The 16892-nt window shown below is 38.4% G+C and carries 15 protein-coding genes; 6 read left to right on the forward strand and 9 right to left on the reverse strand.

Translation table 11 applies throughout. From position 1 onward, the window contains the following. The 4 genes from JEP40_RS09575 to thrA all read right to left on the reverse strand — a co-directional run. Positions 1 to 251: hypothetical protein (locus JEP40_RS09575; RefSeq protein WP_198623383.1), on the reverse strand; the 251-nt coding region annotated here is incomplete at its 3' end. 193 nt (positions 252 to 444) lie between these two features. Further along, positions 445 to 1737, reverse strand: a complete 1293-nt coding sequence (gene thrC / locus JEP40_RS09580; protein WP_198623384.1) for a threonine synthase — start codon at positions 1735 to 1737, stop codon at positions 445 to 447. Positions 1738 to 1740: 3 nt separating this feature from the next. Next, positions 1741 to 2691, reverse strand: coding sequence for a homoserine kinase (gene thrB, locus JEP40_RS09585; protein ID WP_198623385.1), 951 nt, complete (start codon positions 2689 to 2691; stop codon positions 1741 to 1743). Beyond that, positions 2673 to 5132 carry a bifunctional aspartate kinase/homoserine dehydrogenase I gene (thrA, locus tag JEP40_RS09590; protein ID WP_198623386.1) on the reverse strand — a complete coding sequence of 820 codons (2460 nt, stop codon included), beginning with the start codon at positions 5130 to 5132 and terminating at the stop codon, positions 2673 to 2675. The genes thrB and thrA overlap by 19 nt, the downstream gene beginning before the upstream one ends. A gap of 810 nt (positions 5133 to 5942) precedes the next feature. Here thrA and arcA point away from each other — a divergent pair. Continuing rightward, positions 5943 to 6659, forward strand: a complete 717-nt coding sequence (gene arcA / locus JEP40_RS09595; protein ID WP_006535263.1) for a two-component system response regulator ArcA — start codon at positions 5943 to 5945, stop codon at positions 6657 to 6659. A gap of 212 nt (positions 6660 to 6871) precedes the next feature. On the opposite strand, the gene creA is transcribed toward arcA, so the two are convergent. After that, the gene (gene creA, locus JEP40_RS09600) at positions 6872 to 7330 is read right to left on the reverse strand and encodes a protein CreA (RefSeq protein ID WP_174704115.1); all 459 of its coding nucleotides are present in this window, start codon (positions 7328 to 7330) and stop codon (positions 6872 to 6874) included. A gap of 221 nt (positions 7331 to 7551) precedes the next feature. Here creA and robA point away from each other — a divergent pair, with 221 nt between their 5' ends. Beyond that, on the forward strand, positions 7552 to 8460 hold the full coding sequence (gene robA, locus JEP40_RS09605; RefSeq protein ID WP_198623387.1) for an MDR efflux pump AcrAB transcriptional activator RobA: 909 nt from the start codon (positions 7552 to 7554) through the stop codon (positions 8458 to 8460). A 44-nt stretch (positions 8461 to 8504) separates the two neighbouring features. Here the strand turns inward: robA and gpmB are convergent, their stop codons facing one another. Next, the gene (gpmB, locus tag JEP40_RS09610) at positions 8505 to 9152 is read right to left on the reverse strand and encodes a 2,3-diphosphoglycerate-dependent phosphoglycerate mutase GpmB (RefSeq protein ID WP_072071036.1); all 648 of its coding nucleotides are present in this window, start codon (positions 9150 to 9152) and stop codon (positions 8505 to 8507) included. 51 nt (positions 9153 to 9203) lie between these two features. Between gpmB and yjjX the strand changes: the two genes are divergently transcribed. After that, the gene (gene yjjX, locus JEP40_RS09615) at positions 9204 to 9740 is read left to right on the forward strand and encodes an inosine/xanthosine triphosphatase (protein WP_109408072.1); all 537 of its coding nucleotides are present in this window, start codon (positions 9204 to 9206) and stop codon (positions 9738 to 9740) included. Positions 9741 to 9846: 106 nt separating this feature from the next. Here the strand turns inward: yjjX and trpR are convergent, their stop codons facing one another. Next, positions 9847 to 10158 carry a trp operon repressor gene (gene trpR, locus JEP40_RS09620; RefSeq protein WP_072063739.1) on the reverse strand — a complete coding sequence of 104 codons (312 nt, stop codon included), beginning with the start codon at positions 10156 to 10158 and terminating at the stop codon, positions 9847 to 9849. A gap of 100 nt (positions 10159 to 10258) precedes the next feature. Continuing rightward, positions 10259 to 12178, reverse strand: coding sequence for a murein transglycosylase (gene sltY / locus JEP40_RS09625; protein WP_198623388.1), 1920 nt, complete (start codon positions 12176 to 12178; stop codon positions 10259 to 10261). A 342-nt stretch (positions 12179 to 12520) separates the two neighbouring features. Here sltY and ettA point away from each other — a divergent pair, with 342 nt between their 5' ends. Further along, entirely contained in the window at positions 12521 to 14188 is a 1668-nt protein-coding gene (gene ettA, locus JEP40_RS09630) for an energy-dependent translational throttle protein EttA (RefSeq protein ID WP_198623389.1), read from the forward strand. A gap of 113 nt (positions 14189 to 14301) precedes the next feature. On the opposite strand, the gene JEP40_RS09635 is transcribed toward ettA, so the two are convergent. Beyond that, entirely contained in the window at positions 14302 to 15099 is a 798-nt protein-coding gene (locus tag JEP40_RS09635; protein WP_198623390.1) for an energy transducer TonB, read from the reverse strand. 171 nt (positions 15100 to 15270) lie between these two features. Between JEP40_RS09635 and JEP40_RS09640 the strand changes: the two genes are divergently transcribed. Together JEP40_RS09640 and JEP40_RS09645 are read left to right on the forward strand one after the other, a co-directional pair. Next, complete coding sequence (locus JEP40_RS09640; protein ID WP_198623391.1) at positions 15271 to 15819, forward strand: RNA polymerase sigma factor; 549 nt, start codon at positions 15271 to 15273, stop codon at positions 15817 to 15819. After that, positions 15809 to 16837: a FecR family protein gene (locus JEP40_RS09645; RefSeq protein ID WP_232799231.1), complete on the forward strand. Its 1029-nt coding sequence runs from the start codon at positions 15809 to 15811 to the stop codon at positions 16835 to 16837. The genes JEP40_RS09640 and JEP40_RS09645 overlap by 11 nt, the downstream gene beginning before the upstream one ends. The last annotated feature ends 55 nt before the right edge of the window (positions 16838 to 16892 follow it).

The following is a 16892-nucleotide window of genomic DNA, read 5'->3' on the forward strand; positions in this document are numbered from 1 at the left end:
ATATCATCTTTAATATTTCCTTTTTTATTTTCTTTATATATGTAAAGCATGTTTTTTATTTCTAATAGATAGTCATTAGCCGCATACTCTCCTTTACTGATAAGTTTTTTTAAATAACTTGATAACAATGACTTTTCTATAATTTCTTCTGATATAATTGTATTGGGTGTGGTATTTACTATATATTCACTAATATCATTTACCAATTCATTTATTATTAAACTAATTGATTCTATTTTCACATTATCCATTTTAAATTCCTTTTATTATTAAACAGAGGATACTTATATAAAGATAAGCATTGTTATTAAATAAAATAATTTTTTAAATTATTTTATTATTAATTTAAAAAAAGGAAACGATAATAAAATAGACTTTTATAATAAAAAAAGAGCCTTCACATTTTTGCAAAGGCTCTTCATGTTTTTTAAAACTTAAATTACTCTATTTAGGAGCACGCTCTAATAAAAATTCACGTAATTGAGTAAAGTCAGCAGGTAAGCAATGAGAAAGTAGTGGCTTATCAGCACGTTCAGCTAACTCTTTTGGTAATGGTAATTCACCACCTAAAATACGCTCTACACTCTCTTTAAATTTCGCCGGATGTGCAGTACCTAGGAATAAACCGTATTCACCTTCTTGAAGCTCATCACGTAATAAACGATATGCAACTGCAGCATGAGGCTCTGAAATATACCCTTTTTTTGCAAGCTCACGTACCGTTTCTTCAGTTGTTTCATCATTCACTGCGCCATGTGAAAGATCAGAAAGATCCCACTCTTTACGACGATACAATTCCTCAATACGTGGCCAGTTATTCGGTTGGCTAACATCCATTGCATTAGAAAGTGTTGCTACAGTACGATGAGGTTCCCATTTACCATTATCTAAATAGCGAGGAACCGTATCATTTACGTTTGTTGCTGCAATAAAGCGTTTAACAGGTAATCCTAAAGATTTTGCTAATAGGCCAGCAGTTAAATCACCAAAGTTACCACTTGGCACAGAGATCACGAGTTGTTCATGTTTTTCAGCAGGGATTTGGGCAACAGCTTCAAAGTAATAACAAATTTGAGCCAATAGTCGGCTGATATTGATGGAGTTTGCTGAATTCAAATGCATTGTTTTCTTTAAAAACTCATCATCAAAAGCTTGTTTTACTAATGATTGGCAAGCATCAAAGTCATCTTTAATTGCAACAGTGTGAATATTTTCACCTAATGTACAGAACAGTTTTTCCTGTAATGGGCTAATTTTGCCTTCAGGATAAAGAATAACAACTTGTACATTTTCTAATTTGTAGAATGCATGAGCAACGGCAGCACCAGTATCACCAGATGTTGCAGTTAAAATAGTTACAGGTTGATTGCCCGCAACTTCTGACAACATCTGCGCCATAAAGCGTCCACCAAAGTCTTTAAATGCTAATGTTGGACCATGGAAAAGCTCTAAACAACTAATGTCGTCTTCAACCTGAGTCACAGGTGCAGGAAATGCAAATGCAGTGTTAATTCGTTTTGCTAATACATCAGCAGGAATTTCATCACCAATAAATGCAGTTAAAATACGGCTACTGCGCGTTGCAAAATCAAGCGCTAATAATTCATCAATTTCAGTTTTAGAAAACGACGGTAAGTCTTGTGGAAAAAAGAGACCTTGGTGTTTACCTAAACCTTGCTTTACCGCTTGAGCAAAGCTAACTTGCTCTTGATTATCTTTCAAATTGTATAATTTCATGACTTACCCTATCTGTCTTGCGCCACGCGTATCTAAACGGCAGATATGCACAAAACCTTCACTATTTTGTACATAATGTTGTTTTAACCATTCGGCCATATCTTGTGCGATTTCTAATGAATCAGTAATGGTAAAAAGAGTAGGACCTGAGCCTGAAATACCACAAGCTAACGCCCCTTTCTTTTGTGAAGCTTCTCTGGCTTTTTCAAATCCTGGAAGCAACTGAGTGCGATAAGGTTCTGCTATCACATCTTTCATTAAATTTGCCGCTAACTCAGGTTGTTGAGTATGACAAGCATGAATAAAACCTGATAAATAGCGTCCGTGATTAATGATATCTGCCTTAGCATATTCTTTTGGCAATATGGCTCTGGCTTGCGCAGTAGAGACCTTAATTCCAGGATAAGCCATTACCCAATACCAGTCTTCAAATGTAGGTACAGATTGGCAAATGACACCATTTTGCTCAAGAATGAGTTGTAGACCACCTAAATAACAAGGTGCAACATTATCATAATGCACACTCCCTGAAATACGCCCTTCTAATTCACCCATCATTAATAATAATTGTCTTTCGCTGAAAGGCTTTTTAGCGAATTCATTAAGTGCAACTAATGCAGCAACAACAGAACAAGCACTTGATCCTAAACCAGAACCAATTGGCATATTTTTTTCTAAAACCATTGCCACAGGAAGTTCTTTGCCTAGTTTTTCACAGAATAGCTGCCAACATTGATACACAATATTTTGTTTAGGATCAGCGGGTAATTTGCTGACAAAGTGCCCTTTACTTTCCAGTGTAAATGATGAAGCAGCATCAACGGTGACACAATCGCCAAGCAATTGCCCATCAATAGGTGAAACCGCGGCACCAAGAACATCAAATCCGACACTCACGTTACCTATTGATGCCGGTGCGTAAACTTTAACCACGTTTAAACTCCCAATTTCCATGATAAGGTACGTAATACATCTGCAAACACTCCAGCGGCAGTAACATCATTACCTGCACCATATCCACGTAACACCAATGGAATTGGCTGATAGTAGCGAGTGTAAAAGGCTAAAGCATTTTCACCATTTTTTACTTTAAACAGAGGATCATTAGCATCAACAGCCATCATTTTAACTTGACATTGACCTTCATTAATAACACCAACATAGCGTAATACTTTACCTGCTTTTTGTGCTTCTTCGACTTTAGCGTCAAATTCAACATCCACTTGAGGTAAACGATTTAAGAAACTTGCAATATCACCTGTGCTGTCAAATGAAGTCGGTAACACTGGCTCTACATCGATATCACTTAACTCTAATTTATAACCTGCTTCACGGGCTAAAATCAGCAATTTACGCGCAACATCCATCCCCGAAAGATCATCACGAGGATCTGGTTCTGTAAAACCTTTTTCTTTCGCTGAAAACGTTGCTTCTGACAAACTCTTACCTTCGTCTAATTGGCCAAAAATATAAGAGAGTGAGCCGGAAAGAATACCATTAAACTGAACCAACTCATCACCAGCATTAAGCAAATTTTGTAAGTTTTCAATAACTGGCAAACCTGCTCCCACGTTAGTGTCATACAAAAATTTACGACGTGAAGCTTCAGCGGCTTGTCGGATTTGATAGTAATAATCCATCGATAGCGTATTCGCTTTTTTGTTTGGTGTAACCACATTAAAACCATTTTGTAAGAAATTTGCGTATTGTTGCGCAATTTCCTCATTTGATGTGCAATCTACAATCACTGGATTTAAGAAGTGGTACTCTTTTTCTAAGCGAATAAGCTGACTAAAACTAAAAGGTGTTTTGGCTTCTTTTAAGGCTTGTTGCCAATTATCTAAATCAATGCCTTGCATATTCGTTAACATGGCGCGTGAATTGGCAATACCGCATACACGAAGGTCAATGTGCTTATTTTTCAACCATGCCTGTTGACGATGAATTTGTTCGATTAATGCATTACCTACACCACCCGCACCAATCACAAAAACTTCAACAATTTGATTTGTGTTGAATAGCATTTGGTGACATAAACGTACCGCATTAATTGCTGAGTCATTTGCAATAACCGCAGAAATAGAGCGTTCAGACGATCCTTGGGCAATGGCAACAATATTAATATTGCCTCGTGTTAATGCAGAGAAGAATCGTGCTGAAATCCCTTTCAGAGTACGCATACCATCACCCACGACGGAGATAATCGCTACATTTTCCATGATATCTAATGGATCAAGTACACCATCTTTTAATTCTAAATAGAATTCATCTGATAATGCTTTTTGCGCTCTCATTAATTCTTTTTGTGGCACACAAAAGCTGATGCTGTATTCAGAAGAAGACTGTGTAATAAGAACAACAGAAATACCTGCTCTCGACATCACAGAGAATACGCGAGCCGCCATCCCCACCATACCTTTCATACCCGGGCCTGATACGTTGATCATTGCCATGTTATTAAGGTTAGTGATCCCTTTAACTGGGGTACTCTCATCTTTTTGGCCATCACCAATCAATGTACCCGGTGCATCGGGATTACCTGTATTTTTAATCAAACAAGGAATTTGGAATTGGGCGATTGGAGCAATAGTACGAGGATGAAGTACTTTAGCACCGAAGTAAGAGAGTTCCATTGCTTCTTGATATGACATGCCCTTTAATAAACGAGCATCAGGCACTAAACGTGGATCACAGGTATAAACACCGTCAACATCGGTCCATATTTCACAGCATTCAGCACGTAAACAGGCTGCTAATACTGCAGCAGAGTAGTCTGACCCATTGCGACCTAATACAACCAGTTCACCTTTTTCATTACCTGCGGTAAAACCAGCCATTAAAATCATATCGTCTTTTGCGATATTAAGTTCCAAGATGCGACGAGTAGATTCAGGAATATCAACGGTAGATTCTAGATAGTGACCTTGTGCGAGTAAGTTTTTTACAGGATCAACAACTGTGACATTATAACCACGAGCTTGTAAAACAGACTCCATAATAGCGATAGAGAGCTTTTCACCACGACAAATCATTGCCGCATTAATGCTATCAGGGCATTGACCTAACAAAGAAATACCATGAAGGATATGTCTAATTTCAGCAAATTCACGCTCAACTTTATCTTTTAAACGTTCATAATCGAAACCAGGCTGTTTTTCTCTTAAACCTTGTAATAAATCGGCAAAAATTTGTTCGGCTTCACGTACTTGAGTGAGAGGATCTTCGCCTTCTGCCGTTTTTTCAATCATTGCAACCAAATAATTCGTTATTTTGGCTGGTGCTGATAATACAAGAGCGACTTGTCCTTGCTCTCTTTTTTTCTCAGCGATATCAGCAACATTCAGCACACGCTCTGCATTGGCAACTGAAGTTCCCCCAAATTTTAACACTCGCATACAACTCTCCTGATTTTTTACCCAAAAAAAAACCCGCATTTCTCAATGCGGGCTTTTTCGATTTTCGTTTTTTATATGCGACAGCCCGTCCCGCAATATAAAATTCCGGTGGTGGTGGTAATAATTGTCATTTTAGCTGGGCTGTAAATACGCATAACTATCCTGTCTGTCTCAAATTTAGTTTGACTATATACTGGTTAAAGCAAAGCGAGAGAGATGTCAAATTTTTTATTTTTTTTACTCAAAAAACAAACTCTACTTAAATGAAATTTATTCGAGCACTACCCCTATTGTAGTATAGTTATTCCTATCACAAAGGGATAAACAAAGAAAATAAAGCTACTATTTTGGAGTTATTTGGGTATTTGTACTTTTATAAGGAATAAGGTATTTTAGGCTCCTTTAATTTGTGTAACAAAACTGGTAAAAAAAATAATCCCCACTATATTTAACATATATTTTTCTTTTACATTACATAAATCAAATTATATAGTTAACTATTGAAATCAGGGTTAAGCTGTTATCTTGATTTTGATATGTGTCAACAAAAGTTAGCTTTTTAGATGGTATTTAATACAACTGGTGTTATATTGCTGTTAATAGACTATGGGCGTTTTGCATTCTGATTTTAGCGTTCATTGTCGATTAAAATCGTAATTTTTTTGTAATAACGTGATGGTTATTTATCGAATTTCAATCTGGGTCTAGTTTTTGCGTGCTAATAACAAAAATGAATAACCACACAAGTGCACACACAGAAGTTAAACACAGATTTCCTTTTTCTATTTTTGGTAATTTTAGGTAGCAAATATGCAAACCCCGCACATTCTGATTGTTGAAGACGAAGTAGTTACTCGTAATACCCTGAAAAGCATATTCGAAGCTGAAGGGTATATCGTACACGAAGCCACTGATGGCAACGAAATGCACAATGTTCTATCTGATCATGATATTAATCTGGTCATTATGGATATTAACCTTCCTGGTAAAAATGGGCTGTTACTGGCTCGTGAATTACGTGAACAGGCAAGTGTTGCATTAATGTTCCTAACAGGTCGTGATAATGAAGTGGATAAAATCTTAGGCCTAGAAATTGGTGCCGATGATTACATTACTAAACCCTTTAACCCACGTGAATTAACGATTCGTGCTCGTAACTTATTGTCACGCACCATGAATTTAGTTAATGGCACAGAAGAACGTCGTTTAGTCGAGAGCTATAAATTCAATGGTTGGGAGCTTGATATTAATAGTCGCTCACTGATCAGTCCTGCTGGTGAACAATACAAATTACCACGCAGTGAATTTCGTGCGATGCTACATTTTTGCGAGAATCCAGGAAAAATCCAAACTCGTGCAGAATTACTGAAGAAAATGACAGGCCGTGAATTGAAGCCTCATGATCGTACTGTTGACGTTACTATTCGTCGTATTCGTAAGCATTTCGAATCTACACCAGATACACCTGAAATCATTGCCACAATCCATGGTGAAGGTTATCGTTTCTGTGGTGATTTAGACGAGTGATTTGATTTTATCTCGAACACTCAACTAATAAAAAACCCCTGAAATAAAATTCGGGGGTTTTCTTTTATGTAGTATCGCATTAATAAAATGACAAAAGATAAAAATTGATCTCAACGACTATTTTGAAAAAAAATATAGCTACTTTTTAAAAAAAATTTTAAACCTTATTCATATTAATTTTATTAATCATTAAGTTATCTAATAATTAAAAATTACTCTTTCCACGGCATAATAGGCACCGCACTGATCGCATTTTTTGGTGAACCATCAATAACTTTATCGGAATAAGTTAGATAAATCAGCGCATGACGTTCTTTATCGTAAAAACGGACGACTTGAAGCTTTTTAAAAACCAAAGAAGTTCTTTTCTGGAAAACTACATCACCTCGGTTTTTTCCTTTAATGACCTTTTCACTGAGTTCTATAGGTCCCACTTGTTGACAAGAAATTGCCGCATCCGCCGTATCTTCAGCAAGACCCAAGCTTCCTGAGATCCCTCCTGTTTTTGCACGACTTAAATAACAAGTCACATTTTTAACTTCAGGATCATCAAATGCTTCAATCACAATTTTATGGTTAGCACCAAAAAACTTAAATACGGTATCGACGTAACCTATTTCTTCTGCTTTTGCCATCAAAGAAAAAGGGAGTAAGATAGACACTGCTAGCATCTTTTTGAAATTTAACATATTTACTTTGTTCCATTGAAAAGATGAGAGAATAATTAGGCCTAGAATAAAACAATCTTTTGCTAACTGATAGAAGAATTTGTGTACATCAGTCGCTGAAAAAGACTATATTTTACGATTGTCTAACAATATAACTTGTTATAGATATTCAGGCTATTTACCATTTACCGCAATAAATAAACGAATATGACTAAGGGAGATGTATGGATCAAACCAACATCATACGTGATTTGCTCGCTTGGCTTGATAGTAACCTCGATAAGCCATTATCCCTCGATAATGTCGCAACCAAAGCAGGTTACTCCAAGTGGCATCTACAACGCATGTTTAAAGAAGTTACAGGACAAGCGATTGGTTCTTATATTCGTTCAAGGCGTCTATCTCGTGCGGCCGTTGCATTACGTTTAACGAGCCGCCCCATTTTAGACATTGCTTTGCAATATCGTTTTGATTCCCAACAGACGTTTACCCGTGCTTTTAAAAAGCAATTTGATAGAACTCCAGCACTTTATCGTCGTACTGATGAATGGTGCGCTGTAGGAATTTGTCCTCCTATTACCTTAGATCCTCAAAATTTACCAAAATGGGAATTTGTACAATTACCTGAGAAAAAACTTATTGGTATTGAACAAACCTGTAGCCATACACTTGAGCAATGGGCAGAAGCTTGTTCTGATATGCGCCAAACATTCTGGCGTTACTATATGAGCAAAATAAATGCGGTTCCTCGCCAAGTTTATGGTCTTCATCATGCACAACATAGTGATGAACATGAAGATGAGCAACGTGTGCTTTATACCACAGCCGTTGAGCCTGACTATACGACATTTATTGAGGATGATGCAGCCAATGAAGTCTCATTAGCAGGTGGTGATTACATTCGCTTTGATTTCGAAGGTGAGGCCAAAAGAGGGGCAATGCAGGAGTTTTTATTCCTGATTTATGGTGTTTGTTTACCTAAAATGGGATTAACTCGCCGTAAAGGTTATGACGTCGAAAAATACTATCTTAAAAATGTGCGTTACAGTAATGAGATGGTGACAGAGCCACAAGATCATATCGAACGCTTTGAATATTACATCCCCATTAAACGTGAAGATGTAGCTGCATAAGAAAAAGCTCTCTTGATAGTCACTTCAAAGAGAGCTTTTATTTTTTAGCGTTGAACTTCATCTAATGCTGTATCAGTAAGATGACTCACATCTCCAGCCGTTTCAATCACCCAACCATTGGCAAGCCAAGGGCTATTTTGATAATCGACACGAGAGATTGAACAATTACGCAGTCTTAAACGACGTTCTGCATATGCAGGTAATCCCAAAACTGTACTCAGCAAACATCCTAATGCAATACCATGGCTCACTAAGAGTGGGCGGCTATTTTCGGGCAAATCAAGGCATTGATTTAACGCAGCCTGCATTCGACTTGCTAATTCAGCCATTGATTCTCCTTGGGGAATTCGCCCATCAGGTGTACCATCAATCAAACTCTTGCGCCAAGCCTCTTCTTGTGTCTTTAATGTTGCGATCTCTCGCTGTTCAAGAACGCCCATATTGAGTTCACGTAAACGTGAGTCAGTTATCACTTCACAACCACAAGCTTGTGCAATGATTTCTGCCGTTTGACGAGTACGGCCAAGATCGCTTGAGATAATGTGGGTAATACCTGCTGATTTTACTTTTTCAGCAACTTGCTGTGCTTGACGCACACCATTTGCTGTTAGTGGGCTATCAGATTGCCCTTGAATACGTCTCGCCACGTTCCATTCAGTTTCACCGTGGCGAACAAGATAGACCTGTAACATACATTTTTTCCGTTATACTGCTCTAATTTTTCAAAGGATGATTAATTCATTATGTATCATGTCATTGCAGCCACTACGAATCCAGCAAAAATCAACGCGATAAAACTCGCTTTTGAGCAAGTGTTCGGTAAAGATACCTTTGATATTGAAGATATTAATGTCGATAGCCGTGTTCCACAACAACCTATTGGAAATACAGAAACGAGAACTGGCGCACGTCAGCGCGTAATGGCAGCTCGCCAAGTTCGCCCTGAAGCGGATTTTTGGGTAGGTGTTGAAGCCGGTATTGAAGATGATATGACTTTTGCTTGGATTGTTGTCGAACATGGAAAAATTCGTGGAGAATCACGCTCTGCAAGCCTTATGCTGCCAGAGCAGATCTTAAAAGGGATCCGTGAAGGCAGAGAGCTTGGTGATGAAATGGCTTTCTTAACTAAAATTGACAACATTAAACAACGTGGTGGTGCAATTGGTTATTTTACCGATGGCCTACTTAGCCGTACTTCTGTTTATCAGCAAGCATTAGTTCTGGCATTAGTGCCTGTGACTCACGATATCTATAAAGAACTCAATCAAAAAGAAGATTAATAATTAATCTGATATGTGTTTTTTTGGTAAAAAAGAAAGCAAAAAGCCATTTAATTATTTGATTAAATGGCTTTTTATTATTCTAAGTTACATTATTATTATGCAACTATTTTTTCGTCATTAGCTCTTTTTCAAGCCATAATTTCACTTCATGTGGTGCTGTTTTTAAGCTATTAGAGCCTCTAGTAATAGTGGCAATCCCAACGCCTAGCTCTTCTTTTAGCTCACGCTGACTTAAGTCTCCCCGCATTAATTCTTGCACAATGCGTACTCGTGTCGCCAAAGCACTACGTTCATCAGGTGTCATTAAAAGCTGTAAAATAGGAAAGTGCACATCTTGCTCAAATGCATGTTGTAATAACTCAACAAATCTTAGCCAGTGCTCATTCTCTTCAGGTGATAATGCAGGATCTTGCATCGTGAAAGCCTCTTTTTGCCACACTCATTAACTAGTACAAACTATATCATACTTTGCTAATGTACAAAGAGACTCCCACGACAAATCGCCTTTTTATCCCTTAATAACGACTATTCCATTCATTCTCAGTTAATACTGGCTGTTGTTCACCCGCAAAATAGCTATAAAAAACAGCAAAAGAGAGTACATTTTTGACATAACCACGGGTTTCTGCAAAAGGAATACTTTCTACAAACGCAATAGCATCTAATTGGCCATTTGCATCAGATAACCAACGATCAACACGTGCAGGCCCCGCATTATATGCAGCGCTTGCCAAAATACGGTTTTGGTTAAATCTTTGATAGACAGAATCAAGATAAGCAGTACCAATCTCAATATTTTTCACCGGATTTGTTAACTGCGTACTACTAACATAGCCCGTAATACCCGCTTGTTTTACCGTAAATTCAGCTGTTTTTGGCATTACCTGCATTAAACCTGTTGCGCCAGCTGAGGAGCGTGCTTGTGGGTTCCACGCACTTTCTTGGCGAGCGATTGCCATTGCATAATTGCGATCAATTGATTTATCTTTCGTGTATTGTTCAAACTCGTTTTTCCACGCAAGTGGAAAACGCTCTTCTAAGTGATCCCACATTTTTCCTGTAATAGTGGCTTGCACTGCTAAATCAGCCCACTTTTGTTCAAATGCATAACGTGCTAATTCAGACTGCATTTGTGCGGGTTGTGAGGCAACGTAGTTTGCCCACTCTGAGCGCGCTAAGTTGTCCATTTGCCAATACATTAATTCACGAACACGTTGTACTTCTGGCTGATTAGGGATGCTTGATGAAACACTCGGTGCTTTATCTATCATCATCACATAAGGCTTGCCTAGTTTGGTCGCTGCAACCATTGGATAAAAACCACGATTTTGCATTAGTGCTTCTAAAATAGCTTGTGCTTCGCTGTTTTTACCTTGAGATTGCAATACCATTGCACGCCAATAACGCCACTCTTCCTTATTTTTACTTTCAGGAGAGAGTCTTTCCAACCACAATGCTAATTCAGCGGGTTGATTTTGGCTTAATGCTAGGCGTACACGACGTTCACGCAGTGTATCTGATGCGGTATCTTGAATAACGCTATCACGCCATTTTACCTGTTCAGGTGTGGCATAAGGCATATATTGCCACGCCACAGTATCACGCATTAATTGACGTTCACTCGCCGTCATTTTTTGTGCATGTGCGATATTATCCAATTGCGCCCTAGCCGCATCTGCATCTTTTCTTGCCCAACGTGAAAATGCCGATTGTATGATAGAACGAGTGAAATCGGTTGGTGAAAGCGCAGTTGCATAGCGCCCAACTAAGTTTGGATAGTCTTGTAATTCAACTAAAGCATCACTAATCGTTTGATAGTTTTCAGGGAGACGTCTTGCTAAATAAGCCGCAAGCCCTGTATTTCCATTTTTAATCGCTAAGTTAATTCGTTCTAATACTAACTCTGGTGTTAATTGATTGGCTTTTTGCCATTCATCAAAAAGAGGATCACAACTTGATGGCATTGATGTGCCATTTAGCCATGCTTCTTTTGCTCCTATCCATGCAGTTTGAATATCACCAGTTACCCACTTGGCATAATAATAGTTACATCTAGCTGCTTTGGGGTTCGGTGGGTTAGGACTAAAGGTCAGTAAATTTTGCCATTCTTGACGCTTAGCCAATTCATTTACAAATAGCGAAGGAAGTGCTTTTGCTGGTGGTAATGTCGGATATTTCGCGACAAACTCAGTCACCGCAGCAGGCGCAATAACATCAAGATTATCGGTGATTTGGCGATATTCCAGATAAGGATAAAGTGGATAATTTTCTAATGTCGGGAGTAATTTTTCTACTTCATCTGTTTTTTTAAGATCCCATGCAGTCTTAATCTCTTGATAGCGAACACGTTGTTCACTTAATGAATCCGCTTGTGTCCATGTTGAAAAACACAATGCCCCTATTGCGACTGCTAATGACCACTTTTGCTTAACCACGTAATGTCTCCCACCTCAAATAGAACCACCAAATACTGAATACATTAGCTAATATGATAATCATTAACAATGTAAGTTCCCCTCTTTAAGAGAAATTTTCATTACTTTCAGAGGAAGCACGAAAGGTAGATAAAAACCTCGCTTTTGACTAAGGTTTTCTTTTATAAATCGGGTATACTGGCGACTTTCATCATTTTCGGGTCTTTGGCAAATTACTGACATTGACTTTGCTATTGTTCATTTAGGTGCCCTAAAAACGTGGCTTAATTACAAAAAATTTGTTTTTATCGCGAAAAACGGCACCTCAGAGAAAATCTCTTTTATAATCAAAGGGTAATTATAGTGGCTCAATACGTTTATAGTATGTTGCGTGTCGGGAAAATTGTCCCACCCAAACGACATATCCTTAAAAACATTTCACTCAGCTTCTTCCCGGGCGCGAAAATTGGTGTGCTTGGTCTAAATGGTGCCGGTAAATCAACATTACTTCGCATTATGGCAGGTATCGATACTGATATTGAAGGTGAAGCACGTCCACAACCAGGTATTAAAATTGGTTATTTACCACAAGAACCAAAATTAAACCCCGAACATACCGTACGTGAAGCCGTTGAAGAAGCCGTTAGCGAACTAAAAAACGCCTTAAACCGCCTTGATGAAGTTTACGCTGCTTATGCCGATCCTGATGCTGATTTTGATAAATTAGCTAAAGAACAAGGTCAATTAGAAGCGATTATTCAATCTCATGATGGTCATAACCTTGAAAATCAATTAGAGCGTGCAGCAGAGGCACTGCGCTTGCCTGAATGGGACGCTAAAATTGAGAAACTTTCAGGGGGGGAACGTCGCCGTGTTGCTATCTGTCGACTTCTGTTAGAAAAACCAGATATGCTGTTATTAGATGAACCCACTAACCACTTAGACGCAGAATCTGTGGCTTGGTTAGAACGCTTCTTACACGATTATGAAGGAACTGTTGTAGCAATCACGCACGACCGTTACTTCCTTGATAACGTAGCAGGTTGGATCTTAGAACTTGACCGTGGTGAAGGTATTCCATGGGAAGGTAACTACTCTTCATGGCTAGAGCAAAAAGACGCGCGTCTTGAACAAGAAGCAGCAACTGAAGCGGCTCGCCATAAATCAATCCAAAAAGAACTTGAGTGGATCCGCCAAAATCCTAAAGGCCGTCAAGCAAAAGGTAAGGCTCGTCTGGCTCGCTTTGAAGAACTTAATAGCGTTGATTATCAAAAACGTAATGAAACCAGTGAACTCTTTATTCCACCTGGACCACGTTTAGGGGATAAAGTGTTAGAAATTAACAATCTAACAAAATCTTATGGTGATCGCGTTCTGATTGATGATTTAAGCTTCTCTATTCCTAAAGGGGCGATTGTTGGTATTATCGGCCCTAATGGTGCGGGTAAATCAACACTATTTCGTATGATCGCTGGTCAAGAACAACCAGATTCAGGTACTTTAGTGCTAGGTGATACTGTTAAATTAGCTTCTGTTGATCAGTTCCGCGACAGCATGGATGACAGTAAAACTGTTTGGGAAGAAGTCTCAGGTGGCCAAGACATTATGCGTATTGGTAACTTTGAAATTCCAAGCCGCGCTTACGTTGGTCGCTTTAACTTTAAAGGCGTTGACCAAGGTAAACGTGTTGGCGAACTGTCTGGTGGTGAGCGTGGTCGTTTACACCTTGCTAAACTGCTACAAGTTGGCGGTAATATGTTACTGCTCGATGAACCAACCAACGACCTCGACGTTGAAACTTTACGTGCATTGGAAAATGCCCTGTTAGAGTTCCCTGGTTGTGCCATGGTTATTTCCCATGACCGTTGGTTCCTTGACCGTATTGCCACTCATATCATCGATTACCAAGATGAAGGTAAAGTGGAATTCTTCGAAGGTAACTTTACCGAATATGAAGAATACAAAAAACGTACACTGGGCAACGAAGCTATTCAGCCTCGTCGCATGAAGTACAAACGTATGACAAAATAAATTTAATTATTTTCCTTACGACTAAAATAAAAGCAGAGATTATTCTCTGCTTTTTTTATAGTTACATAGTTAAATAGTTTGAAATTTAATAAATAATTGTAGAGCCGTATTAATTAACTCTCTTGCTTATACTCAAACGTTAACGGCGCAGTAAACGAAACATTACCATTTTCTAAACGATAGCTTTCAGGTGCAGGAAATGGCGAAGCGCGTTTAATGGTATTTAAAGCTTCTCTATCAAGAATGCGATTACCTGATGATGTTTCCACTTTAGCATCTAATAATTCACCTTTGGCATTTAACACAATAGAAACTTGTGTCACGCCTGTCGCTTTAAAACGTATTGCTGTTCTTGGATAACGTTTATACATCTCAATATGGCTATGCACTAAACTTTCCCACCCCATTTTCCCACTTACGGAAGAAGAAGAGAAACTATTAAATTGTGCGCTACTGCTTGTATTAGAACCAGAGATAGGTGCACTTGTTACGTCTGATGGAGCTTCAGAGACAGGAAGATCATCCGGCACTTTTACAGTAACTTGCTTTGGTTTGACCACTGGTTTTACTTTGGGTTTTTCAGGGATACGCTCATAAGTGCCTTGTGCAACCACTGGCATTTTAGGTAAATCTAATACTTCTTTCACTGGTTCTGGTTCTGTTTCTGCGGGTTCAGGAACAGACATCACTTTTTCAGGCCCAACAGGAACGTCTTTTGTTTCTGCCTGAGCTAATTGATAGATACCAAGATCCATTGTCATTGCTGGTGGTAAAACACCATGGCGTTCATCTTTAGAGGTTATCCAGCCAATGGCGACAACGACTAGCGTTGCATGAAATAAAATACTGGCAGTTAATCCACCAATAGAAAATGACCCACGGCGTGAAAAAGTCGCCGACATACTACTCATAATTCTTGCCTCTGATTTTCTTTCTGGTGAATTATAGGCATAATATAAACACAAATGATATTGCTTATTATTAATAATACAATAAAAAATTAGCTTGATAATTATCATAATTTGTTCGCATGAGAAGCAGTAAGAGCTTATTATTTCACTCTTTTTTAGACACCAGAGATTATGGCTAGCGATAAATCATTGGCGCAAAAAATTAGTTGTGCCTATCAATCAACCTATGGACAACTTGTGCGTTTTTTCCACAAACGTACGGGTAATTACCATGATGCAGATGATTTGTCTCAAGATGTGTTTACACTATGGTTAAACAGAAAAGAACAAACACCTGTACAAGAACAGCGTGCTTTTTTGTTTAAAATAGCGAATCACGTTTTGATTGACCATTGGAGAAAAAATCAAAAGCAGAAAGATATCTATCAGGATGATTATGAATTAGATGATGCGGCTCAAAATTATACTACTGAGCTTGATCCGGGATACGTCCTTGAGCATCAACAACGTTTAGATCTACTTAGTGAAGCAATTGCAACTTTGCCCCCACGCCGCCGAGAAGCGTTTGTTCTTTATCGTTTTGATGGTTTATCACAAAGCGAAATTGCAGAACAAATGGAGATCTCAATTAGTATGGTGGAAAAACATATTGCGGCTGCTCTATTACATTGCAAAAGATACGTCGATGCAGGACAGGAGAAATGCACGAATGATGAGTAAGCCGGAAAAAAATATACCGGAAACTAAACCTCACACAGATGAGGGAGCAGATCCTCTTTTTTTAGAAACTGATGATGAATTACTCAATGACTCTATTGATGAGCAAGCGGCCCTTTGGTTCACCCGGCAGCACAGCCAAAGAATGACACCCAAACAACGCCAAGAATTTAAAGAATGGATAGGAAATGATGTAAATCGGCAAGCGTATCAAGATATTGCGGGGATTTGGCGTCAATGTGATGCATTATCACGACCAACAATAACCACTGTTAAAAAGAAAAATCGTTCTCTTTGGCGCCCCGCAATCCACACTACCGCAACTTTTTGTCTACTCACTGTTTTATATCTTCCTTATAGTCATTTACCCGCATTACTGATGGATAATATGACGCTTGCAACCAGTGACTTACCAAAAGAAATGACCTTAGCAGATGGATCTAAAGTCTATTTAGACAGAAATACGCAAGTGAGAGTTGCTTATGTACAAGAAGAAAGGCGTTTATGGCTAGATAAAGGTCAGGCTTATTTCAAAGTAAAATCAAATCCATATCGTCCTTTTTATGTGCATGCAGATACACGATTAATTAAAGTTGTCGGTACTGAATTTGAAGTCAGTCGCTATGATAACAATCAAATTAACGTTGCTGTTCATGAAGGTATCGTTGAAGTTAAAGCAACGCCTAAATCTTCTCCTGCTTATTTGCATGCAGGCTCTCAAGCCACCAGCAAATTAACGAGTGACAGTTTTGTTATTTCTTCTGTGAAGATTGATTCCGTGGGAAGTTGGCGGTTTGGTCAACTGCATTTCTTTGAACGCCCATTGAATGAAGTAATAACCAAACTCAAACCTTATCTTGATATCAATATTCAAATTGCCTCACCCGAAATTGCCAAAATGAAAGTCTCAGGGATCGCTAACATTAATGATGCCAAAGACTTTATTACCGCAATTCCACTTATATTGCCGGTTAATGTTATTTTTACCGATAAAAATAATGCGTTAATTATCAATAAGTAAAAATAAATATGAAAAATATTCTTTTTTACAGGTGAGGATAATTCTCATTTCACCC

It is taken from the genome of Proteus vulgaris (assembly GCF_016239305.1).
GTDB classification, from domain to species: Bacteria; Pseudomonadota; Gammaproteobacteria; order Enterobacterales; family Enterobacteriaceae; genus Proteus; species Proteus vulgaris_C.

Bases quoted from the DNA above. Each gene is read 5' to 3' on its own strand.
- JEP40_RS09640 (WP_198623391.1), top strand. From the start codon at position 15,271: ATGGCTAGCGATAAATCATTGGCGCAAAAAATTAGTTGTGCCTATCAA.
- trpR (WP_072063739.1), bottom strand. From the start codon at position 10,158: ATGCAAGATCCTGCATTATCACCTGAAGAGAATGAGCACTGGCTAAGA.
- thrC (WP_198623384.1), bottom strand. From the start codon at position 1,737: ATGAAATTATACAATTTGAAAGATAATCAAGAGCAAGTTAGCTTTGCT.
- thrB (WP_198623385.1), bottom strand. From the start codon at position 2,691: ATGGAAATTGGGAGTTTAAACGTGGTTAAAGTTTACGCACCGGCATCA.
- JEP40_RS09645 (WP_232799231.1), top strand. From the start codon at position 15,809: ATGATGAGTAAGCCGGAAAAAAATATACCGGAAACTAAACCTCACACA.
- JEP40_RS09635 (WP_198623390.1), bottom strand. From the start codon at position 15,099: ATGAGTAGTATGTCGGCGACTTTTTCACGCCGTGGGTCATTTTCTATT.
- creA (WP_174704115.1), bottom strand. From the start codon at position 7,330: ATGCTAGCAGTGTCTATCTTACTCCCTTTTTCTTTGATGGCAAAAGCA.
- yjjX (WP_109408072.1), top strand. From the start codon at position 9,204: ATGTATCATGTCATTGCAGCCACTACGAATCCAGCAAAAATCAACGCG.
- gpmB (WP_072071036.1), bottom strand. From the start codon at position 9,152: ATGTTACAGGTCTATCTTGTTCGCCACGGTGAAACTGAATGGAACGTG.
- robA (WP_198623387.1), top strand. From the start codon at position 7,552: ATGGATCAAACCAACATCATACGTGATTTGCTCGCTTGGCTTGATAGT.
- arcA (WP_006535263.1), top strand. From the start codon at position 5,943: ATGCAAACCCCGCACATTCTGATTGTTGAAGACGAAGTAGTTACTCGT.
- thrA (WP_198623386.1), bottom strand. From the start codon at position 5,132: ATGCGAGTGTTAAAATTTGGGGGAACTTCAGTTGCCAATGCAGAGCGT.